Genomic DNA, 19,828 nt, shown 5'->3' with positions numbered 1-19,828 from the left:
GGCTTCCTCCCGGCCTTGAGCCCCGCCGGGTCAGGCTGTCGCCATCTGGCGGACGTGTTTGCCCTCAGCGAACTCCTCGACCATCTTGGCGCAGAAGGCCGGCAGGTCGCTGGGGTTGCGGCTGGTGACCAGGCCGTTGTCGACCTGCACCTGTTGATCCACCCAGTTCCCGCCGGCGTTGCGGATGTCGGTGCGCAGGCTGGGGAACGAGGTGACGGTCCGGCCGTTGACCATGCCGGTCTCGACCAACGACCAGGGGCCGTGGCAGATCGCCGCCACCGGCTTCTGTTGCTGGAAGAACCCCCGGACGAAGTCCATCGCCTGCGGGTTCATCCGGAGCCGGTCGGGGTTGACCGTCCCGCCGGGCAGCAAAAGGGCGTCGTAGTCAGCCGCATCGACCTCGTTCACCGTCCGGTCCACCTGATAGCGGTTGGCCGGATTGATGTCCTGGTTCATCGACTGGATCTCGCCTGATTTCAACGAGATCAGGTGGACCTCGGCTCCTGCCTGCTCCGCGGCGGCCCGGGACTGGGTGTACTCCACGTCCTCCACCCCGTCGGCGGCGAGGCAAGCAACTCGCTTGCCGGTCAGTGGCTGCTGGCTCTGCGCCATTTCTGCGGCCTCCCTTCGCGGCGCCGCCCCGTCGGCGACGCGTCGCTCGCTCGCGGTCGCCTTCCCGGTGCGGGGCACCGGCAAACCGAACGCCGCTCGGAAGCGGACAAGCCGTCACATACCCGCCGCACAGCGGGGGCCTGCGCGCAGCAGAAAGATGGCGAGGCCGATCAACGGCGCCACCAGGTAGCCGACCATCCCCGCGAGGACGTGCAGGACGACCCCGGCGAGGGCCCCGCCCCGACCGGCGGGAGCTACGGCTGCTCTCCCTCGCAACCGACGGACGGGAACGGTCAGTGGACGTCGACCAGAAGCGGGACTTCCAGCTGGGCCCGAAGCTCCTCGACGGATATGTCGAACGACTCGATCACGCGGACGCCATCGGGGATGATCTCGAACACGGCGTGGTCGGTGTAGACCCGACTGACGCAGCCGACGCCCGTGAGGGGGTAGGTGCAGGTGGGCACGAGCTTCGGGCTGCCGTCCTTCGCGAAGAGCTTCATCATCACGTAGACCCGCTTGGCGCCGATCGCCAGATCCATCGCGCCGCCGACGGCGGGGATCGAGCCGGGTGCGCCGGTGTCCCAGTTGGCGAGGTCACCGCTCGCCGAGGCCTGGAAGGCGCCCATGACGCACACGTCGAGGTGGCCGCCACGCATCATGGCGAAGGAGTCCGCGTGGTGGAAATACGCCGCTCCGGGCAGCTCGGTGACGGGCACCTTGCCGGCGTTGGTGAGTTCAGGGTCGACCTCGTCGCCGACAGCTGCGGGGCCCATGCCCAGCATGCCGTTCTCGGTGTGGAGGACGACGCCGATCTCCGCCGAAAGGTGGTCGGCGACCTTGGTGGGCTGACCGATGCCGAGGTTGACGAAACTGCCCGGCGCGATGTCCTGCGCAACCCGGGCCGCGAGCTGGTCGGGATTGAGTGGCATCAGCGGGCTCCCTGCACGGTGTAGTGACGCGGCTCGACCTGGACCACCCGGTCGACGTAGATGCTCGGGGTGACGACGATTTCCGGGTCGATCTGCCCCGCGTCCACGGTCGACGAGACCTGGACGACGGTTGTCGTGGCGGCCGTGGCCATCACCGGGCCGAAGTTTCGGGCGGTCTTGCGGTACACGAGGTTGCCCATCGTGTCGGCGATGTGAGCGGAGATCAGGGCGACGTCCCCCTTGATCGGGTACTCGAGGACGTAGTTACGCCCGCCGATCGTGCGGGTCTCCTTGCCCTCGGCGAGCGGCGTGCCGACGCCCGTCGGGCAGTAGAACGCGCCGATGCCCGCCCCGGCTGCCCGCATCCGCTCGGCGAGGTTGCCCTGCGGGACCACCTCCAGCTCGATTTCGCCGCGGCGGTAGAGGTCGTCGAAGACGTAGGAGTCGACCTGCCGGGGGAAGGAGCACAGGACCTTCCGCACCTGGCCGGCCTTCAGCAGGGCGGCCAGGCCCACGTCGCCGTTGCCGGCGTTGTTGGACACGATGGTGAGGTCGCGTGCGCCGTGCCGGATCAAGGCGTCGATCAGGTCGAATGGCATGCCGGCGAGTCCGAAGCCACCCACCAGAACGGTGTCGCCATCCTTGACGACGCTCACCGCCTCGTCCGGCGATGCGAAGATCTGTGCTCTGCTCACGCCGCTCCTCCCGTGACGTTCTCGAGGACCACGGCGAGTGCCTGGCCCACCCCGATGCAGATCGCGGCGACGCCGTACCGCTCGCGCTTCGCGACCAGCACGTTGGCGAGGGTGCCGAGGATGCGGGCGCCCGAGGCGCCGAGCGGATGGCCGATTGCGATCGCGCCACCCTTGGCGTTGACGATCTCGGGGTCGATCTTCCAGGCGTCCACGCAGGCGAGCGACTGGACGGCGAAGGCCTCGTTGAGCTCGACGGCACTCACCTGATCCCAGCCGATGCCGGCCCGTTCCAGCGCTCGGTTGGCAGCCTCGACCGGAGCGAGCCCGAAGGCCTGCGGCTCCAAGGCGAAGGCGCCACGACCCACGATCCGAGCGATCGGGTCAAGCCCGATCCGCGTGGCAGCGGCCTCCGAGCCGAGCAGCAGCGCCGCCGACCCGTCGTTGAGCGGCGATGCATTGCCAGCGGTGATCGTGCCGTCCGGCCGGAAGCTCGGCTTGAGGCCGGCGAGCTTCTCCGGCGTGCAGTCGGCGCGGATGCCTTCGTCTCGGGTCAGGTCGACGCCATCGACCGGAACCACCAGGTCGTCGTAGAAGCCCTCGTCCCATGCCGCCGCCGCGAGCCGGTGCGACCGCGCAGCGAACTCGTCCTGCCGCGGTCTGGAGATCGAGAACCGCTGCTGCAGCTGCTCGTTGCACTCCCCCAATGAGACCGTCCACTCCGCCGGCATCCGGGAGTTGACCAGGCGCCAGCCGAGCGTCGTCGAAACGGCGGTCGTGTTGCCGGCAGGAAACGCTCGGTCCGGCTTTGGCAGCACCCACGGCGCCCGGGTCATCGACTCCATGCCGCCGACCAGCACGACATCGGCGTCACCGGTGTCGATCGTGCGGGACCCGATGATCGCCGCATCGAGCGACGAGCCGCACAGCCGGTTGACCGTGGTCGCGGGCACCGACACCGGCACTCCGGCGAGCAGTGCGGCCATCCGGCCGACGTTGCGGTTGTCCTCGCCAGCCTGGTTCGCGCAACCCCACACGATCTCGCCGATCTGAGCCGGGTCCAGCGTCGGCGCCTTCGCGAGCACGCCGGTGATCGCGGTCGCTGCGAGGTCGTCGGGACGGACGCCGGCCAACGCTCCGTTGAACCGGCCGAAAGGAGTGCGGGTCGCTGCGTAGACGAATGCCATGCTCGACTACCTCTCCCCCACCGCGGAGTGCGCCGTGAACGGCAGCACAAGCCGGGACTGGTGGGCGGCGTCGCGATAGATCTTGTGGGTGACGGGGCGACCCACCGGCAGGTGGAATGCGTCCGGCGGCAGCAGCGCGTTGTGCGCGTCGGCCAGCGGTTCGTCGTTGGACAGCTCCACCCCCAGACGGTGGCCGGGGTTGAACGTCGCCGCGAACGGGTAGAGCCGCAGGACGTACTCCTCGATCTTCCCGGGCTCCACCGGCACGGCGCGGGTGTGCGGGTGGTACGGGTTACCCTCGGTCGTCCGGTCGTCCAACTCGCGGTGCGATGCCTTGAGGAAGCCGGTGGTGATCAGCTGGCGGCTTCCGTTCGGGGCAACGTCCCACAGTCGCAGGATGAAGTTCGTGTCGTCCTGGTCGATCTCGGCGAACAGGTGCGCCGCACCGGTGCCGATGAGCTCCGTGGGCTCCTCGAACGGCTCGGTGCTCCAGCTGAGCGTCTGCACCTTGTCGGTCACCGTCAGCGGTGCCTGGTAGAAGCCGTCCGGGGCGGCGTGCTCCGCGCCCATCAGCTCGGGCTCAAAGGAGAGCTTGTGGCGCGGGCGCAGGTACAGCGACTTGTACTCGATCTTTTTCGGCGGCCACTGCTCGGCGGTGATCACCTCGCGCGAGCCCTCGACGAAGACGGTCACGGCCGGCTCGTCCATGATGCCGTTGTCGATACCCTTGAGCCAGTACTCGTACCAGCGGAACATCTTGTCGTGTTCCTCGATCCAGGGGCGCGACTGCATCGGCGGGTAGGAGCCGATGTCCAGCTTCTTGGGACCCTTCAGCACGTTGAACAGCTCGACGTGGCCGTCCATGGTCCAGCCGCGTCCCTGGTCGATCTGCAGATAGACCGGGATGTCGATGTTCTCGGCCAGCGTGATGGGGTTGCGCTCCTCGTACCACTCGCCATCGAGGTTGTTCATCACGATGTCGAACCAGAACTCGCGGTTCTTCGGGTACTTCAGCACGTGCACGAGGTTCGGCCACGCGGCCACGTCCGGGTCCGCCAGCCGCTCGTCGACGAGTTTCTTGAGCTCCTCCGGCGAGTGGACCTCCTGCATGCGGGACTTGACGTTGGTGTGCGCGATGCCGGAGTCGCCACCGCGTCCCTCGCGAGCGGCCCGCGGCATGAACCACATGATGCCGCCGTGGTAGGTGGTCTCGTAGAAGTCGAAATGGCCGCCGCTGACGAAGATCGCCTTCAGGTGTGGCGGCCGCTCGGCCGCGGCGAGCACCTGCATCGACCCGAAGTAGGAGATGCCGACCATGCCGACGTTTCCGTCGCACCACGGCTGCTCGGCGACCCACTCGATGACGTCGTACAGGTCCTGGCCCTGGGAAACACCACCGAAGTTGTAGTTGCCGATCATCACGCCGCCGGAGTCACCGGTGCCGCGCATGTCACCGATGACGTGGACGTAGTCCTCCTTGACGACGCGCGCGATGTCACCGGCCTCGATACAGCCGTCCCACATCGGGCTGGGGCGACGCTGCGGCGGCGTGGTGAGGGCGAGGGCCTGCAGTTCCTTGCCGTAGGCGCTCATCGCGATCAGGGCCGGTCGCGGCTTGTCCTCCGTGCCGTGGTAGGCGTCCACGGCTAGGGTGACCCCGTCGCGCATCGGCACCTGCAGGTCCTTGCGGACGGCTATCGTCTGCTCGCCCGCCTGGATCGTCCGAAAGTCAGCCATGAATGCGAAGTTCCTCTGTCACGAGTTCTGGTGGAAGTGCGTGCGGTAGCCGTGCATCGACGTGAAGAACGGCGACGGCTCGAGCGCCGGGTCGCCGGTGTAGCCGAGCCGCTCGGCGACCGGGGCGAACGGGGAGTACGGCGACTCCGTCTCCCGCAGCCCGTCCTGAAGGCAGCGGCAGACCGCTTCGCCGACCCCGGCCTCGATGTCCAGGCTCCCCTGGAGCGCCTCCCGAGCCTGGTCGGCGTCGAGTTCGACGCCGTACGGCGTGCCGTCGGCCCGGCGGTACGGGTGGCCGAGGTACAGGTGCTGCGGGCGGATCTCGTCGCGCAGGTATTGCAGGCTGGCGCGGTACGCGACCGGATCGACGTAGCCGGGGAAGCCGCTGGCGGCGCCATGAACCTGGACGGCGTCGCCGACGAACACGGAGCGCTGGCCGTCGATCACATAGGCCACCGATCCGGGCGTGTGGCCTGGGATCGAGTGGACGGAGACGGTGACGCCGCCACCGAGCGAGAGGGTCTCGCCGCCCTTGAGCAGCATGGTCGGCTCCATCTCGCCGGAGATGACCGCATTGGCCGCGGCCGTCACCTTCGCCTCGCCCTCGGGGTCCTGCAGGTACCGCCCCCGGCCGTGGCGGTACTCGTCCACGTGCGCCCGGCGCGAGCGCAGCATCGCGGCGTCGGCCTCGTGGATGACCACCTGCGCGCGCCGGCCGGTGAGTTCCCACAGGGCGTAGGCGCCGCCGACGTGGTCGATGTGACCGTGGGTCAGCAGGATCCAGCGCACGTCCTCGATGCGGCGCCCGATGGCCTCGAGCGCGGGGACCATGCCGTCGGCGGGCGAGGAGGCGATCCCGGTGTCGACGATGGCCGGCTCGGGGGCGTCGATGAAAAAGCTGTACAGCCCGAACCGGCCCCACGGCGAGACCAGGGGATGCACGTTCACCCGCGTCATGACTCGCTCCGCAGAAATGCGGCCGTCTCTGCGAAGACCCGGTGGTACTCGGGGATCCAGGAGAAGTGCTGCACGAATCCGTGGCCGGCGCCCGGGTAGCGGCTCACCGTGGCGTCGACTCCGGCCTGCTTGAGGCGCTGGCCGTAGCGTTCGCCCTCATCACGCAGCGGGTCGTACTCCGCGGTCACGATCAGCGCGGGCGGCAGCCCGGTGAGGTCGGCGCGCTTGATCGGCGAGACCAGCGGATCGGCGGGGTCGGCGCCGCTGCCGAGGTAGAAGGCGTTGAACGGTTTCAGCCCCGCCGTCTCCAGGCCGTAGCCGACGGCGTTCTCGCGCAGCGAGGCGTAGCGGTCGACGTCGAAGTCGAGATCGAGCGAGGGGTAGAAGAGGATCTGGTGCGTGATGCGATCGAATCCGTCGTCGTGGGCCATCGCGGCGACGGCCGCGACGAAGGTGCCGCCCGAGCTGTCACCGGCGATGGCGAGAGCGGTGCCGTCCCAGGCGAGGCGCTCGCCGTTGTCGGCGGCCCATCGCACCACCGCGTAGCAGTCCTGGAGGCCGGCCGGGAAGGCGGCCTCGGGCGCCCGGCGGTAGCCGACGGAGACGACCTTGAGCCCGGTCTGCTCTGCCAGCGACCGGGCGATCTGGTCGTGAGTGTCCAGGCTGCCGAGGAAGAAGGCGCCGCCGTGGAAGTAGACCAGCAGGCCGTACGCCTCAGCGTCGACCGGCGTGTAGATCCGCACCGGGACCTCGCCCGTCGGGGTCCGCGCCATGGTGTCCTCGACCGAGTGCAGCGGCAGGCGCTGCTCGGCCGGCGGCACCTGCGCCTCCTCGGCCGCGCGCATGGCGACCGGGTCGAGCGGACCCTCGGGCGGGGCCGGCAGGCTGGCCAGGACCTTAGCGATCTCGGGGTGCAGTGCCATGGCGTCAGGCCGCCTGCGGCTGCTGGGACGCGGGCTTCTGCCCGGGAAAGACGTCGTTGACCTCGTCCTCGCTCCACCCCTGGCGCGAGATGCGCTGCAACTCGTCGGTCACCGGCTTGCGGGTCGCCTGGTACCGGGCCAGCGCTTCCTTGACGGAGTCGGCCTGGGCAAGGGCGTCGGCGAGCGCGCCGGCGTCCAGGATCGCCGAGTTCGCGCCCTGGCCCTGGTGGTGCAGCATCGAGTGGGCCGCGTCGCCGATGAGGACGACGGAATCGGAGTGCCACGTGTCGACCGGGTCGATGTCGTAGACCGCGCGGACGTTCACGGCGTCCATGTCGAGGTCGCGGGTGATGTTCACGATCCGCTCGTCGAAGCCCTCCACCGTCGCCAGGAGATCGTCCCTGGTGACCTGAGGTGCCCAGGTGCTGTCCGGGCACAGGGCGGTGATGTCGAACGAGACCTGGTTGCGGTGGCGCAGCGGCAGGAAGTACACCTTCGTGCCCCGGCCGATGTACATCCGCAGGTTGTCGTCGACGCACATCCCGTGGGCGTCGTCGGCGGAGATCACCGCGCGGTAGGCATGCTCACCGGAGAACACCGGGCCTTTGTCGCTGAAGAGCTGCTGGCGCACCATCGACTTGATGCCGTCCGCGCCGATGACCAGATCGGCCTCGACGGTCGTGCCGTTGGCGAAGGTGAGGACCGAGTGGTCGCCCTGGCCCTCGATGGTCTCCAACTTGTGACCGAGGTGCACCATGCCCTGGGGAAGCACCCCCACCAGGGCTTCGATGAAGTCCCCGCGGTGGATCAGGTGGGTCTTTGCGCCGAAGGTGTCGATCTCCGGCCACGCCTCCTTCATGATCGGGTCACCGGTGGCGGTGAGGATCTCGAAGTAGTCGCTCGGGGAGCTCACCTTGGCGATCGCGTCGAAGATCCCCCACTGGCGGAAGCGATTCATGGTGGATGGACGTAGCCCGATGCCGGCGCCGACCTCCCGGATCTGGTTCGCCTGCTCGTACACGTTGACGTCGGCACCGAGAAGCGCGAGAGCCTTCGCTGCCGCCGCACCGGCGTACCCCGCGCCGACGATGGCGACGTTCAGGTTCTTCAAGTCTGAGGTGTGCATGGTTCTCGTGTCCCTGTCAGTTCTGGATGGCCAGGAAGTCGGCGGGGTTGTCGACGAAGATGGTCTTGATGGTGGCCTCGTCGAGACCGGCGGCGCGCAGGTCCGGGATGAGGTCCTCGAAGATGTAGTTGACCGTGTGGCCCTGCACGCCCGGCCAGCCCAGCGGGCTGCAGTTGGCGTCGGCCGAAGCGAGCGCCTTGTCCAGGTGCTGGCGGATGAAGCGGAGGAAGTGGTCCAGCCGTTCCTTGCGCGGGCGGGCCCAGAACGGCGGGTCCGGGAGCTCGGTCTCGTAGCCGAAGGTGTCGAAGCCGACCCGGCCGCCCTGCTCCGCGATCCAGGTGTCGCGGGTCTTCTCAGCGTTGACGCCGTCGTCGACGTGCCCGAACAGTACGCGGTCGAGCGGGAGCCCCTCCTCCTCGAAGACGGCGATCGCGGTCTCGGCGTCGATCGCCAGGTGGGTCAGGATCGGCACGCCGGTGGTCAGGGCGGCCCGTGCGGCAGCGCGGTAGATGCGCTTGTCCAGGTCGGTCATGCGGCCACCGCGGCTCACGCCGACCTTAATGATGCCGGCGCGGCTGCCGGTGTTGCCGATGCCGACGGTGATCTCGTGGATGAAGTGCTCGGCCAGGTATTCCACGCTCGCCCGAGCGAAGAACGGCAGCGCGGTGTCGCCGCCGACGAAGCCGGTGCTGGCGACGATGTGCACGCCGGTCTTCGCGGACAGCGACTTGTAGTAGTCGACGTCTCGGCCGTTGCAGATACCGGTTGCGTCGACGAACGTACCGCCGCCGTACTCGTGGAACTGGCGCAGCTTCGGGACGGTCTCCTCGTACCGCTGCTCGGGGCTCTTCCACCACTTGGTGTCCAGCTCAGATCCCGGCATGCCGTACCCGATGTGCTCGTGGACGGCCACGAGACCCAGTTCTTCGGTCGGGATCGGCCCCAGGACGGTGTTCACTCTCGACACAACACTCACCTTTGCGGGAGAAAACTTGATGTCTTGGGCTTGTCGAGCGCTCAGCGCACCGACAGCAGGTCGCGCGGGTTGTCGACGAGGATCCGCTGGAGGTTCTCGTCGCTGAGACCCTGCGCCTTGAGCAGGGGGACGAACCTGGTCAGGACGTAGCTGTAGGGCAGGTCGTTGGCCGGATGCCCCTTGGCGACGCCGGTCGCGTTGGTCGACAGCAGGATCCGGTTGCCGTGGCCGGCCTCGACCAGCTCGGCGACCAGGGCGGCCCGCTCGGCGTCGGTGATGTGGGCGTCGTCCTCGGTGCCCACATGGTCGAGGCCGACGTGGGCGCCGCGGATCGCGACCTCGAGCGGCGCGCCGGCGGCGACGGCGTCCTTGCGGTCGAGCCCGCCGACGACGACCCGGTCGGCCGGCAGCTTCTCGTCCAGCACGACCTCGAGGTCGCGCACGGCGTCGTTGCCGTGACGCAGGGAAACCGGGACACCGGTGGTCGAGGCGGCGCGGGCCGCACCCCGGAACAGGCTCTCGTCGGTCGCGGTCATGCCCGCGAGGGTCGCGGCGGTGGCCACGAGGCCCGCGGCAGCCCGCCGCTCGACCCGGGGCACCACCATGCCCTCGGTGACCTCCTTGGCGAAGAGGTCGGCGAACTTCTCGGCCGGCCATGGTGTCGGGGGGTTGGTCTGCGGCGTCAGGAAGTAGCCGCCGAGCAGCTCCTCGGGGCCCTGGCCGGTCGACGCGACGATGTGCACGCCAGTCGCGCGCGAGAGCGCCTCGTACAGCCGCACATCGCGTCCGTGGAACATGCCGGTGCTGTCGACGATCGTCCCGCCGCCGTGCCGGCGGAAGTCGTTCAGCTTCCCGGCCAGGGCTTCGAAGATCTCGGCGCGGTCGATGGTGACGTCGAACGCGTATTCCGCTCCCGGAACGACCGACAGCAGAGCCTCGTGAACCGCGACGACCCCCAGCTGCCGCGCGGGAACGGGCCCAAGGACGGTGTTGACGATGTTGTCGGCAGTCTTGGCGCCCATCACTGGCACTCCTCTTGGTCTCGCTGAGTGATTGCGGTCACGCCGCCGAGGTGAACGGTGTCACGTCACCTTACATCGCGTCAAGTGACTGGACATAGGGTAAGCCTTGCGGGCTTCCTGTATGTAGCCAGGTCGAGGTCCCCACCCCCGCGACGTAGGGACCTCGATCCGGTTCGGCGGCTCTCTGGTCACCCGGCGGGGACGAGCTCCTCGTCGATCAGGGGCTTCTCGACGTCGGCACGCTTCGAGCCGAAGAGCCCGAACAGCGTCAGCGCCGCGGCAGCGGCGGCGCAGAGGCCGGCGACCAGGAACGCCAGGCTGTAGGCGCTGCCGAGCGACTCGAACGCGAGCACGTGGAGACTCTCCGGCATCGGCACCGGCGGCAGGTCCGGACCGGCGCCGGGCACGACCGGCATCGAGTTGATCGCCATGGCGCCACCCCCGTGCGCGATGGCCCCGGCGATGTCGGTGTACGGCGGCGTGAGCCCAGACTCGCCGATCGCCCCGCCGACACCAGCGCTCAGGTCACCGTTCGCCCGGCTGACCGCGAACGCGGCGATGAGCACCGGACCGAGCGCGAAGCCGAAGTCGCGCAGCAGGTTGGTGGTGGCACTGGCCATGCCGGCGAGCCGCAGCGGAACGGTGTTGATCGCGACGGCCGTGATCGAGCCGACGGTGAGCGCGAAGCCGACACCGAGGACCAGCATCGGAGCGATGAACCGGGTCCAGCTCAGGTCGTGGATGTCGAACGTCGAGCACCAGATGCCGCTGAGGGCGATGAGGGCGAAGCCGACGGTGAGCACCCAGCGAGGCGAGAAGTTCCGGATCAGATGGGAGACGACCGGCACCAGCACGAAGGCCGGCCCCTGGATGAACAGGAACAGCACGCCGATCTTCAGCGCGTTCTGGTGCTGGATCGCGCCCAGCCAGATGCTCATCGAGAAGCAGGTGGCGAGGAACGCGAACATGCCGACCACGGTGGCGATCGCGACGATCGCGTAGGAACGGTTGGCGAAGATGGTGAGGTGCAGCAGCGGGACCTCGGTCCGCAGCTCGATGACGACGAACGCGCCGAGGAGCACGAGGCCCGCGACGAAGGCGCCGATGATCTCCGGACGGGCGAAGCCGGCTTCGGAGCCCTGGGTGGCGGCGAAGAGGATGGCGATCAGACCGAGGGCCAGCGTGACCTGGCCCGGTACGTCCAGCTTGCGCCCCTCGGGCGACGAGGAATCGGCAGCGAACTGGGTGATGACGATCGAGACGACCGCCACCACGACCACCACGAGGTACGAGGTTCGCCAGTTGCCCTCCGCGGCGAGCCACCCACCCATCAGCGGGGAGATCGCCGCACCGATCGAGAGGAAGCCGGCCCAGACGGCGATGGCCTTCGCACGCGCCGCCGGCGACGGGCTGACCGCGGCCAGCATGGCGAGCGAGATCGGGTAGAGGATCGCGGCTCCGAGCCCCGCGACGACCTGCCCGACCCACAGGATCTGGACCGTCTGGGCGACGAAGCTGACGAGCGAGCCCGCGACGGTCAGCAGTGCACCCACCTGCAGCAGCCGCTTGCGGCCGAACAGGTCGCCGATCACGCCGGTGGTCAGCTCGAAGACGACCATGGGAATGGCGAAGGCGGCCGTGACCCAGGTCAGTTCGGCGCCGGTGGTCTGGAACTCCTGCTGGAAGGTGCCATTGAGCGCGCCCGGCAGCGAGTACGCCACCTGCGCGAGGAGTACGGCGAAGCAGCCGGCGACCACCGTGGCGGTGTAGCCCTGCTTGCGCGCAGCGGTCTGCGTCATTGCGGATGTCTTCCTTGTCGATAAGCCGGGCGATCGGTGCTGACCGCACGGGAGCGGCCACCCGAAGTGAGCGGGCTCACGTGTTGGATGTGCAAGGTGTCATGAACCTTGACAGTCCGTCAAGAGTCTGAGCAATACGTACCGAGGACGGTCGGTAAGCACGGAACGCAGCCGCCGTGGCCTATGCTGGCGAGCATGGCGACGCTTCGTGAGGCTCAGAGGGAGATGACGCGAAAGCTCCTGCTCGACGCCGGCCTGGACCTGTTCGTGTCCAAGGGCTATGCGACGACGACGGTCGACGACATCGCGTCGGCGGCGGGAACGACGCGAGTGACCTTCTATGCGTACTTCCCCTCCAAGGTCGATCTGATGAAGGCCCTCATCTCGGAGCGGCTGAACGCCTTGCTCGGCCGGGTCCCCTCCGCCGAGCACGGGTCGACCGAGCGTGAGTTGGTCGCCGTGGTCGAGGACGGCTCACGGGAGCGGATCCGCGGGTGGCTCGCGGCGACCTCGCAACGGTGGGATGCGATCCGCCCCTACACCACGACCGCCGTCGAGGCCGCAGCGAGCGACCCCGAGATCCGCGCGCTCCTCGACGAATGGCTGAACGAGGCCATCGGCGACATCAAGGACGGGCTCGATCGTGCCGACCGGTTTCCACCTGGCACCCGCCACTTTCGGGGCGTCATCGCCATCACCGAGCTCGATCACGTCGCGCGCCACTGGACACCGGGGACCTGGGGTGTCGGGTACGACGAGATGCTGGACGTCCTCACCGAGAGCTGGGTCGGCTCGATCGGCCGCCACTGAGCGCCAAGCCGCTCCGGCCCCGCGACCTCACCCACGCCTTCGCGAGCCGGCGCCAACGCGCGTCAAGGCCTCGCCGCGTCGAACAGGAGCTGGCGCAGCCAGGAGATGAAGTAGTGGTCGCCCAGATGCGGGTTCCACACCATGTCGATGCCCAGCCCGGGGAGTGGGAACGGGAACTCCTCGATCCGTAGGTCGACGAGCGTGCGCATCTCGGCGGCGACCCGGTAGCGGAGGAGGGCGACGCCGCCGGCACGTCCGACCAGGTACGGGACGAGCAGGAAGTCGGAGATCAGCTGGCCGACCCGGTAGCTGACCCCCTTCTCGTCGAGCACCGAGTACGGGAAAACCCGCCGCTCGGTGTCCACGACGATGTGCGGCTGCGTGGTCAGCAGGTCGAGCGGGGTCGCTTCCGGTGGCGTGTCCGCCGAGGCCGCCACGACGATGCGGTCGTCGTACAGGCGCTCCCGCGGGTACGGCGACGTGAACCCCTCGGAGATCAGCACGACGTCGACACCGTGCTCCGTGAAGGTGGCCTCAGTCGGCACGGTGATGGCGCGCACCCGGAGGGTCGCGTTCGGGGCACGTTCCGCCACGAGCCGCATCAGCCGTGCCCCGAGGACGAAGGCCGTGCTGGTGGTCATCGCGACGGTGATCACCCGACGATCCGTCGCCAGATCGAAGCCCGGGAAATTAACGATGCCCGCGGCCTGCTGGAGCGTCGCCCGCAGCGGCCCGATCAGCTCAAGCGCGCGCGGGGTCAGCGTGGCACTGGCCCCTTGCCGGACGAGCAGGTCGTCGCCGAGGAGACGCCGCATGCGACCCAACGCATGGCTCATCGCCGGCTGCGACAGGCCGACGCGCTCGGCGGCCTTTGTCACCGAGCGCTCTTCGAGGAGCGCGAGGAGGGGCACCAGCAGGTTGAGGTTGACCGATGCCAGTCGATACAACCCGGCGCCTGTGGTGTCCGCTCCGTCGTCGCTCATCGCGAGCGAAACCCTACCCGGCTTGCTGGCTCAGGCGACGCAGTCGTGGGATCGGGATCCGGTAGTTCAGCGCCACAGCCGCGCCGGAGTCGTCGTCGTGCGACCAGCGCATCAGCGCCGGGCCGGCGAGTCCTCCCTCGACGTACGTCGGCGCTCCACGGAGCGGGAGATGGCCGACGGCCTTGAGACTGAGACCGAACTGCTCGGTCCAGAAGTACGGCTGGAACTGGAGCGGTGGCGTGTCGTCCCCACGAACGAGGGCAGCCGCGGCCACCTTCGCCTGCTCGATGGCGCTGCTCCACAGCGGGATGCGTCGCAGGCCGTGCGGCGTCGGGAACGCTGCCAGGTCGCCGACAGCGGCGATCTCGGGCCGGACCAGTCCGCGGGAGTCGACCTGAACGACGCCGTGGCTGGTCAGGCCGGTGTCCGCGAGCCACTCCGTGTTCGGGATGTCGCCGACGGCGGTCACCACCAGCTCGGCCTCGAGAACGGCGCCGTCGTCGAGTACGACACGTGCGTCGCCGCCACACCGATCGAGTCGCGCCGATCCGGTCTCGACGATGGTGAGCCCGCGCTCCCGCGCTGCCCTGACGAAGACCTCGGCCAGGTGCGGGCCCAGCTGCAGGATCAACGGCACACCCTGGGAGACCAGGGTGACCTGACAACCCGCGGTCAGGCATCCTGACGCGATCTCCATGCCGAGCGGTCCCCCGCCGACCACGACGACCGACGGTCGTCCGGCGAGGCGCTTGCGCAGGGCGAGTGCGTCGTCGAGGCCGCGCAGGACGAACTCCTCGGAAAGGTCGGACAACCGGCGCGCACGGGACCCGGTGGCAAGGACGACGCGATCGTACGGAAGAGCCGCGCCGTCGTCGAGCGTGACGAGCTGACGGTCGACGTCGAGTCCGGTCGCGCGTACGCCCAGGAGCTCGGTCGCCCCGTGGGTGGCCGGCGGAAGCTCGTGGGACGACAGGTCGTCGCCGTCGAGCAGCAACGCCTTCGACAGAGCCGGACGGCTGTACGCCGGGTGAGTCTCGTCGCCGACGATGGTGAGCTCCCCGTCAAACCCGGCCGCACGGAGGGTGTCGGCCGCCGTGAGGCCGGCGATGCCGTTCCCGACGACGACGACCCGCTGGATCAGCGTACTCATGCCAGGCGGAGGGCCGCGACCGGACAGACCCGGACCGCAGCGTTGGCCCGCGCGGCGTCGGCGTCGCTGATCTCCTCGTGGTCGAGCACCAGCTCACCGGCCTCGTCGAGGTGCATCAGGTCGGGCGCGGCCTCCTCGCACAGCCCGTGTCCCTCGCAGCGCGGACGGTCCAGGACGATCCTCATGCCGGCACCACTTTCAGGACGGGCAGCTCCTCGATGCTGCGGGTGATGTTGCTGGGGAGCCGGACCTCCGGGCCGACGACCAGGCGGCCGACCCGGCGGGCCAGCGCCTCGATGACGGCGTGCGCCTCGAGTCGGGCCAGTCCCTGTCCGGCGCAGCCGTGCGGGCCGTAGCCGAAGGACAGGTGGTCGATCGGGTTGCGTTCGACCAGGAACGCGTCGGGGTCGGCGTAGTGGCGAGGGTCCCGGTTGCCGGCGCCGAACAGGATCGCGACCTGCGCGCCCTGCGGGATCAGGACATCGTCGATCGCCACGTCGCGGGTCGTGCGTCGTCCCCAGGCATGGATCGGCGCCCAGTAGCGGAGCACCTCATTGAACGCGGCCGGCACCAGCGAGGGGTTCTCCCGGACCAGCGCGAGCTGCTCGGGGTGGGCCGCGAGCAGGGCGATGATGTTGCCGATCGAGGCGATCGTGGTGTCGACGCCGGCGCCGAGGTACTGGTGGATGATGTGGCCCGCCGTGTCGGGTGGGATGTCGCCACGCGCCTCGGCCTCGAAGATCCCCCGGCCGACCGAGCCGGGCGTCAGATCCTCGGCGGTGACGGTGGAGCACCAGGCGTACAGCTCGCCGGCGATCGGGAAGCTTTCCGCGGTGCGCTGGTTCATCGGTCCGATGACCTGCATCGCGGCCTGGCCCCAGCGCAGCATGTTGTCGCGGGCGTGGCCGGTGAACCCGATGAGATCCGCGACGACCTGGAGCGGCAGGGCGCGAGCCAGGCCGTCGATGGCCTCGAACGAACCCTTGTTGACCAGTTCCTCGACCAGCGCGTCGGCCTTGGCCTCGATGCGGTCCTTCAGTCCGCGCAGCGCACGCGGGGACAGGTTCGCGGTCAGGGTCGCCCGTAGCTGCGTGTGTACCGGCGGGTCGGAGGCGAGGGAGGTGCCGGTGAGCGCCTCGTTGACCATCGGGTTGAACCCGATCGCTCCTGCGGAAGAGAAAGTCTCCCAGTCACCCAGGGCGTTGCGGATGACGTCGTACCTCGTGAGCACGTAGACGTCGTTCGCGGGGAGGTGGACGACGCCTCCCACGTCGCGCAGTGCTGCGTATGAGGGGTACGGGTCGACGAGCACCGTGTCGTCGAACAGGTCGAGATCGGAGATGGGCACGGCTGAATGCATCGGTTCACCTCGGGTCGGCACTTCGGTAAGCCCATTGAAGTGAGCGCGCTCACATAAGGCAAAGCAATGTTTCGCATGTAGCGGCATGCACGTGGTGCATGTGCCGGCTCAGTGGCCGCCCGCCTCGATGGCCCCGGCCGCCCGGTGGAGGGTGGCGACGAGCGCCGGAAGCTGATGGCGGTCGTAGCGGACCGCCGGCATCGAGATGGAGAGCCCGGCAAGCGCCGTACCGTCCGCGTCGCGGACCGGAACGCCGATCGCGACGACCCCCCGCTCCGACATCCCGTTGTTGAGCGCGAACCCGGCCCGGCGGACGCGGGTGAGCCGGCCCCGAAGGGCAGACATGTCCGGTCGTTCGTCAGGGCGCTGGGCGTACCGCTCAGCGGCGTAGAGGTCGTCCACCTCGCCCGACTGGACCTCCGCGAGCAGCACGAGCCCGGCCGTGGTGCGGTGCGCCGGGAACACCATCCCCTCGCGCGACCCCACCCGCAGCGCCTGCCGGCACTCCACGCTCGCGATGAACCGCGTCGTGTCACCCGTGCGGATCGCCAGGTTCGCCGACTCCCCCACGAGGTCGACGAGCCGCTGGAGATGCGGCAGCGCGGCGGCCCGCAGCTGCGACGTGCGCGACTGCGAGTGCGCGGCGAGCTCGAGGACCGGCCCCGGATGGTAGACACGCTGGTCGTCCTGGACCGCGAAGTCGCGATAGACGAGCGTCTGCAGCAACCGGTGGGCCGTCGACCGCGCCACGTCGAGCCGCTCGGCGACCTGGCTCACCGTGAGCCCGCCCTCCAGCTGCAGCATGACCGCGATCCGGAGCGCATGGTCGGCACTGGTCACGACGTACGCCGGCGGGGTCTTCGGTTCGGCACTCCCCATGTCCTGCTCGTTCCGCTCTCCAGAATCATATGTTCTGCTGACGCGACAAGCGCCATGGTAAGCGACATGAGCACGACTGACACCCCGGTCCGCCTGAAGGCGGTCTCGGCACCGGACCAGCCGGACGTGACGCCTGCGCTCGAGGAGCTGTACCGCGGCTTCGAGCAGGAACTGCTGGTGCCGCTCTGGACCGAGATCGGCGGTCTGATGCCGGCGCACCCGCGGTCGCGCACGGTGCCGCACCTGTGGCGCTGGGAGAACCTGCTCCGCCTGGCTGAGCAGGCGGGCGACATCGTCCCGGTGGGCCGCGGCGGTGAACGTCGGGCGATCGCCCTGGCGAACCCGGCGCTCGGCGGTCGGCCGTTCGCGACGCCGACGCTGTGGGCGGCGATCCAGTACCTGATGCCCGGCGAGGACGCTCCCGAGCACCGGCACACCCAGCACGCCTTCCGGTTCGTCGTCGAGGGCTCCGGCGTGTGGACCGTGGTCGGCGGCAGCGGCGAGACGGCGGTCGGCGACGCGGTCCCGATGCGCCGCGGCGACTTCCTGCCGCAGGCCGGCTGGAACTGGCACGCGCACCACAATGCGACCTCCGAGCCGATGGCCTGGATCGACGGCCTCGACATCCCGTTCCAGTACGTCACCGAGTCGCAGTTCTTCCAGTTCGGCCGCGAGGAGATCAGCGAGGCGGAGCGGATCACGCCGGAGCGCTCGCGCTCCGAGCGGCTGTGGGGCCACCCGGGGCTGCGTCCGCTCTCGGTGGGCGAGGTCGCCCCCGGATCGCCGCTGCTGGCCTACAAGTGGCAGCACACCGACGCCGCCCTCGACGACCAACTGCTGCTGGAGAAGGAGGGGTACGGCGGCACCGTCGAGCCCGGCCACGCGGCCGTCCGGTTCAGCAACCCCCACGACGGCACGGACGTGCTCCCGACGATCCGCGCGGAGTTCCACCGGGTCGCGCGCGGCGCGCAAACCGCACCGGTCCGCGAGACCGGGTCGTCGGTCTACCAGGTCTTCGACGGCTCCGGCACGGTCACCGTCGGCGACAGGACCTGGTCGGTCACCCGGGGCGACCTGTTCGTGGTCCCGTCCTGGGAGCCGTTCTCCGCCCGGTCCGAGGCCGGCACCACCGACTCCGATTCCGGCGCCCTCGACCTCTTCCGTTTCTCGGACGCGCCCGTCTTCGAGGCGCTCCACCTCGACCGTCAGGAGACCCTGCGATGAAGCTCGCCACCCTCCGCGTCAACGGCGGCACCCGTGCCGTCCGCCTCGACGGGGACGTCCTCGTCGACCTCGGCTACTCCGACCTCGGCGCCCTGTTCGCGCAGGACGACTGGGCCACGACCGCGGCCGCCGCGACCGGTGAGACCTGGCCGGCCGAGAGCGCAGACCTGGCGCCGGTGGTGCCCCACCCGTCGAAGGTGATCTGCGTCGGCCACAACTACACCAACCACATCAAGGAGATGGGTCGCGAACTCCCGGCGTACCCGACCCTCTTCACCAAGTTCGCCGACACCCTCATCGGGCCCAACGACCCCATCGCCAAGCCTGCCGAGACCGACGCCCTCGACTGGGAGGTCGAGCTCGTGGTCGTCGTCGGCAAGCCCGTGCGACGGGCCACCGAGGCGGAGGCCGAGGCCGCCATCGCCGGCTTCACCGTCATGAACGACATCTCGGTCCGCGACTGGCAGTTCCGGACCATCGAATGGACCCAGGGCAAGATCTGGGACTCCTCCACCCCGGTCGGCCCGTACGTCGTGACGCCCGACGAGGTCGGCGGCGTCCGCCCGGCGCTCGAGGTGAAGACGACCGTCGACGGCCATGTCATGCAGCAGGACGACACCGGCACGCTGCTCTTCGACCCGGTGCACCTGGTGCGGTACGTGTCCACGGTCATCCGACTCAACCCGGGCGACCTGATCGCCACCGGCACGCCCGCAGGGGTCGGCCACGCGCGCGACCCGAAGGTCTACCTCGTCGGCGGCGAGACCGTCGTGACCGAGATCGCCGGTATCGGCGCCTGCACCAACCGGGTCGTCAGGGAGTCCTGATGCCGCGCACGCACGTCGACTCGCTGATGTGGGTCGAGCACGGAACGGAGCTGCTCGCCGCGCAGGTCGCCGCGCTGGACGAGCAGGAGATGACCGCGCCCAGCGCGCTGCCCGGCTGGACCCGCAAGCATCTCGTGGCGCACGTCGCCGCCAATGCCGACGCGCTCGGCAATCTCGTGCACTGGGCCAGGACCGGCGAGCGGAGGCCGATGTACGCCTCGATGGACCAGCGGAACGCCGACATCGAGGCCGGCGCGAAACTGTCCGCGACCCAACTGGCGACGTGGCTGAACGGATCCGCGCGCAACCTCGCGGCCGCGATGGACGCCCTCACCTCGGACCAGTGGCGCGCCGAGGTCGTCACCGCGCAGGGCCGGACAGTCTCCGCCAGGGAGATCCCGTGGCTGCGGGCCCGCGAGGTCTGCGTGCACGCCGTCGATCTCGGCACGGGGCTGACCTTCGCCGACCTTCCCGACGGATTCCTCTCCGCGCTCGTGGTGGACATCCAGGCCAAGCGCGGTCTCGCCAGGCTTCCCGACGGCCCGCTGCCCGAGGTGGTCGCCTACCTGGCCGGCCGTCCCCACTCCCTCGCCGGGGTTTCCGACCTCGGCCCCTGGCTCTGAGGAGACAAG

20 protein-coding genes are annotated in these 19,828 nt (G+C 69.5%); 4 read left to right on the top strand and 16 right to left on the bottom strand.

All coding sequences use genetic code 11. The annotated features are described in order from the left end of the window. Positions 1-30: 30 nt before the first annotated feature. The 11 genes from AB0H57_RS13290 to AB0H57_RS13240 all read right to left on the bottom strand — a co-directional run bounded on the left by AB0H57_RS13290 (position 31) and on the right by AB0H57_RS13240 (position 11,963). A complete protein-coding gene (locus tag AB0H57_RS13290; protein WP_357505895.1) occupies positions 31-612 on the bottom strand; it encodes a type 1 glutamine amidotransferase domain-containing protein in 582 nt (193 codons plus the stop codon). A gap of 293 nt (positions 613-905) precedes the next feature. Beyond that, positions 906-1,544, bottom strand: coding sequence for a 3-oxoacid CoA-transferase subunit B (locus AB0H57_RS13285; protein WP_357505894.1), 639 nt, complete (start codon positions 1,542-1,544; stop codon positions 906-908). Beyond that, entirely contained in the window at positions 1,544-2,239 is a 696-nt protein-coding gene (locus tag AB0H57_RS13280; protein WP_357505892.1) for a 3-oxoacid CoA-transferase subunit A, read from the bottom strand. The genes AB0H57_RS13285 and AB0H57_RS13280 overlap by 1 nt, the downstream gene beginning before the upstream one ends. Continuing rightward, positions 2,236-3,423 carry a thiolase family protein gene (locus AB0H57_RS13275; protein WP_357505890.1) on the bottom strand — a complete coding sequence of 396 codons (1,188 nt, stop codon included), beginning with the start codon at positions 3,421-3,423 and terminating at the stop codon, positions 2,236-2,238. Before AB0H57_RS13275 ends, AB0H57_RS13280 begins: the two co-directional genes overlap by 4 nt. Positions 3,424-3,429: 6 nt before the next feature. Further along, complete coding sequence (locus tag AB0H57_RS13270) at positions 3,430-5,160, bottom strand: CocE/NonD family hydrolase (protein WP_357505888.1); 1,731 nt, start codon at positions 5,158-5,160, stop codon at positions 3,430-3,432. Between the two features lie 18 nt (positions 5,161-5,178). Further along, entirely contained in the window at positions 5,179-6,117 is a 939-nt protein-coding gene (locus AB0H57_RS13265) for an MBL fold metallo-hydrolase (RefSeq protein ID WP_357505886.1), read from the bottom strand. Then, positions 6,114-7,040, bottom strand: a complete 927-nt coding sequence (locus tag AB0H57_RS13260) for an alpha/beta hydrolase (RefSeq protein ID WP_357505884.1) — start codon at positions 7,038-7,040, stop codon at positions 6,114-6,116. The genes AB0H57_RS13265 and AB0H57_RS13260 overlap by 4 nt, the downstream gene beginning before the upstream one ends. A 4-nt stretch (positions 7,041-7,044) precedes the next feature. Next, positions 7,045-8,166, bottom strand: a complete 1,122-nt coding sequence (locus AB0H57_RS13255; protein ID WP_357505882.1) for an FAD-dependent monooxygenase — start codon at positions 8,164-8,166, stop codon at positions 7,045-7,047. Positions 8,167-8,182: 16 nt separating this feature from the next. Further along, on the bottom strand, positions 8,183-9,133 hold the full coding sequence (locus AB0H57_RS13250; protein ID WP_357505880.1) for a hypothetical protein: 951 nt from the start codon (positions 9,131-9,133) through the stop codon (positions 8,183-8,185). A gap of 50 nt (positions 9,134-9,183) precedes the next feature. Beyond that, positions 9,184-10,164, bottom strand: coding sequence for a hypothetical protein (locus AB0H57_RS13245; RefSeq protein WP_357505878.1), 981 nt, complete (start codon positions 10,162-10,164; stop codon positions 9,184-9,186). A 188-nt stretch (positions 10,165-10,352) separates the two neighbouring features. Further along, positions 10,353-11,963, bottom strand: coding sequence for an MFS transporter (locus AB0H57_RS13240; RefSeq protein ID WP_357505875.1), 1,611 nt, complete (start codon positions 11,961-11,963; stop codon positions 10,353-10,355). Between the two features lie 195 nt (positions 11,964-12,158). Here AB0H57_RS13240 and AB0H57_RS13235 point away from each other — a divergent pair, with 195 nt between their 5' ends. After that, complete coding sequence (locus AB0H57_RS13235; RefSeq protein ID WP_357505873.1) at positions 12,159-12,773, top strand: TetR/AcrR family transcriptional regulator; 615 nt, start codon at positions 12,159-12,161, stop codon at positions 12,771-12,773. Positions 12,774-12,835: 62 nt separating this feature from the next. On the opposite strand, the gene AB0H57_RS13230 is transcribed toward AB0H57_RS13235, so the two are convergent. The 5 genes from AB0H57_RS13230 to AB0H57_RS13210 all read right to left on the bottom strand — a co-directional run bounded on the left by AB0H57_RS13230 (position 12,836) and on the right by AB0H57_RS13210 (position 17,145). After that, positions 12,836-13,756, bottom strand: a complete 921-nt coding sequence (locus AB0H57_RS13230) for a LysR family transcriptional regulator (RefSeq protein ID WP_357505871.1) — start codon at positions 13,754-13,756, stop codon at positions 12,836-12,838. 13 nt (positions 13,757-13,769) lie between these two features. Beyond that, positions 13,770-14,906 carry an FAD-dependent oxidoreductase gene (locus tag AB0H57_RS13225; protein WP_357505869.1) on the bottom strand — a complete coding sequence of 379 codons (1,137 nt, stop codon included), beginning with the start codon at positions 14,904-14,906 and terminating at the stop codon, positions 13,770-13,772. Further along, positions 14,903-15,091, bottom strand: a complete 189-nt coding sequence (locus tag AB0H57_RS13220; protein WP_357505867.1) for a ferredoxin — start codon at positions 15,089-15,091, stop codon at positions 14,903-14,905. The genes AB0H57_RS13225 and AB0H57_RS13220 overlap by 4 nt, the downstream gene beginning before the upstream one ends. Further along, positions 15,088-16,266 carry a cytochrome P450 gene (locus AB0H57_RS13215; protein ID WP_357505866.1) on the bottom strand — a complete coding sequence of 393 codons (1,179 nt, stop codon included), beginning with the start codon at positions 16,264-16,266 and terminating at the stop codon, positions 15,088-15,090. The genes AB0H57_RS13220 and AB0H57_RS13215 overlap by 4 nt, the downstream gene beginning before the upstream one ends. A 108-nt stretch (positions 16,267-16,374) precedes the next feature. Further along, on the bottom strand, positions 16,375-17,145 hold the full coding sequence (locus AB0H57_RS13210; RefSeq protein WP_357505864.1) for an IclR family transcriptional regulator: 771 nt from the start codon (positions 17,143-17,145) through the stop codon (positions 16,375-16,377). A gap of 66 nt (positions 17,146-17,211) precedes the next feature. Between AB0H57_RS13210 and AB0H57_RS13205 the strand changes: the two genes are divergently transcribed. From AB0H57_RS13205 to AB0H57_RS13195, 3 genes are read left to right on the top strand one after another with little or no spacing between them, the layout of a single operon-like run. Then, positions 17,212-18,369 (top strand): cupin domain-containing protein, encoded by a 1,158-nt coding sequence (locus AB0H57_RS13205; protein WP_357505862.1) that lies wholly within the window; start codon positions 17,212-17,214, stop codon positions 18,367-18,369. Next, positions 18,366-19,196 carry a fumarylacetoacetate hydrolase family protein gene (locus tag AB0H57_RS13200; RefSeq protein WP_357505860.1) on the top strand — a complete coding sequence of 277 codons (831 nt, stop codon included), beginning with the start codon at positions 18,366-18,368 and terminating at the stop codon, positions 19,194-19,196. The genes AB0H57_RS13205 and AB0H57_RS13200 overlap by 4 nt, the downstream gene beginning before the upstream one ends. Next, positions 19,196-19,819 (top strand): maleylpyruvate isomerase N-terminal domain-containing protein, encoded by a 624-nt coding sequence (locus AB0H57_RS13195; RefSeq protein ID WP_357505858.1) that lies wholly within the window; start codon positions 19,196-19,198, stop codon positions 19,817-19,819. Before AB0H57_RS13200 ends, AB0H57_RS13195 begins: the two co-directional genes overlap by 1 nt. Positions 19,820-19,828 lie beyond the last annotated feature (9 nt).

It is taken from the genome of Micromonospora sp. NPDC050686 (assembly GCF_040654475.1).
In the GTDB taxonomy this organism is placed as follows: domain Bacteria; phylum Actinomycetota; class Actinomycetes; order Mycobacteriales; family Micromonosporaceae; genus Micromonospora.
Note: the sequence above shows the minus strand (reverse complement) of the source record. Positions and strands in the feature narration are given on the sequence as shown.

Excerpts from the sequence above, each read along its gene's own strand:
- AB0H57_RS13245 (WP_357505878.1), bottom strand. The coding sequence starts at position 10,164 with ATGGGCGCCAAGACTGCCGACAACATCGTCAACACCGTCCTTGGGCCC.
- AB0H57_RS13240 (WP_357505875.1), bottom strand. The coding sequence starts at position 11,963 with ATGACGCAGACCGCTGCGCGCAAGCAGGGCTACACCGCCACGGTGGTC.
- AB0H57_RS13230 (WP_357505871.1), bottom strand. The coding sequence starts at position 13,756 with ATGAGCGACGACGGAGCGGACACCACAGGCGCCGGGTTGTATCGACTG.
- AB0H57_RS13265 (WP_357505886.1), bottom strand. The coding sequence starts at position 6,117 with ATGACGCGGGTGAACGTGCATCCCCTGGTCTCGCCGTGGGGCCGGTTC.
- AB0H57_RS13215 (WP_357505866.1), bottom strand. The coding sequence starts at position 16,266 with ATGCATTCAGCCGTGCCCATCTCCGATCTCGACCTGTTCGACGACACG.
- AB0H57_RS13290 (WP_357505895.1), bottom strand. The coding sequence starts at position 612 with ATGGCGCAGAGCCAGCAGCCACTGACCGGCAAGCGAGTTGCTTGCCTC.
- AB0H57_RS13225 (WP_357505869.1), bottom strand. The coding sequence starts at position 14,906 with ATGAGTACGCTGATCCAGCGGGTCGTCGTCGTCGGGAACGGCATCGCC.
- AB0H57_RS13205 (WP_357505862.1), top strand. The coding sequence starts at position 17,212 with ATGAGCACGACTGACACCCCGGTCCGCCTGAAGGCGGTCTCGGCACCG.
- AB0H57_RS13200 (WP_357505860.1), top strand. The coding sequence starts at position 18,366 with ATGAAGCTCGCCACCCTCCGCGTCAACGGCGGCACCCGTGCCGTCCGC.
- AB0H57_RS13195 (WP_357505858.1), top strand. The coding sequence starts at position 19,196 with ATGCCGCGCACGCACGTCGACTCGCTGATGTGGGTCGAGCACGGAACG.
- AB0H57_RS13275 (WP_357505890.1), bottom strand. The coding sequence starts at position 3,423 with ATGGCATTCGTCTACGCAGCGACCCGCACTCCTTTCGGCCGGTTCAAC.
- AB0H57_RS13235 (WP_357505873.1), top strand. The coding sequence starts at position 12,159 with ATGGCGACGCTTCGTGAGGCTCAGAGGGAGATGACGCGAAAGCTCCTG.
- AB0H57_RS13210 (WP_357505864.1), bottom strand. The coding sequence starts at position 17,145 with ATGGGGAGTGCCGAACCGAAGACCCCGCCGGCGTACGTCGTGACCAGT.
- AB0H57_RS13255 (WP_357505882.1), bottom strand. The coding sequence starts at position 8,166 with ATGCACACCTCAGACTTGAAGAACCTGAACGTCGCCATCGTCGGCGCG.
- AB0H57_RS13260 (WP_357505884.1), bottom strand. The coding sequence starts at position 7,040 with ATGGCACTGCACCCCGAGATCGCTAAGGTCCTGGCCAGCCTGCCGGCC.
- AB0H57_RS13285 (WP_357505894.1), bottom strand. The coding sequence starts at position 1,544 with ATGCCACTCAATCCCGACCAGCTCGCGGCCCGGGTTGCGCAGGACATC.
- AB0H57_RS13220 (WP_357505867.1), bottom strand. The coding sequence starts at position 15,091 with ATGAGGATCGTCCTGGACCGTCCGCGCTGCGAGGGACACGGGCTGTGC.
- AB0H57_RS13270 (WP_357505888.1), bottom strand. The coding sequence starts at position 5,160 with ATGGCTGACTTTCGGACGATCCAGGCGGGCGAGCAGACGATAGCCGTC.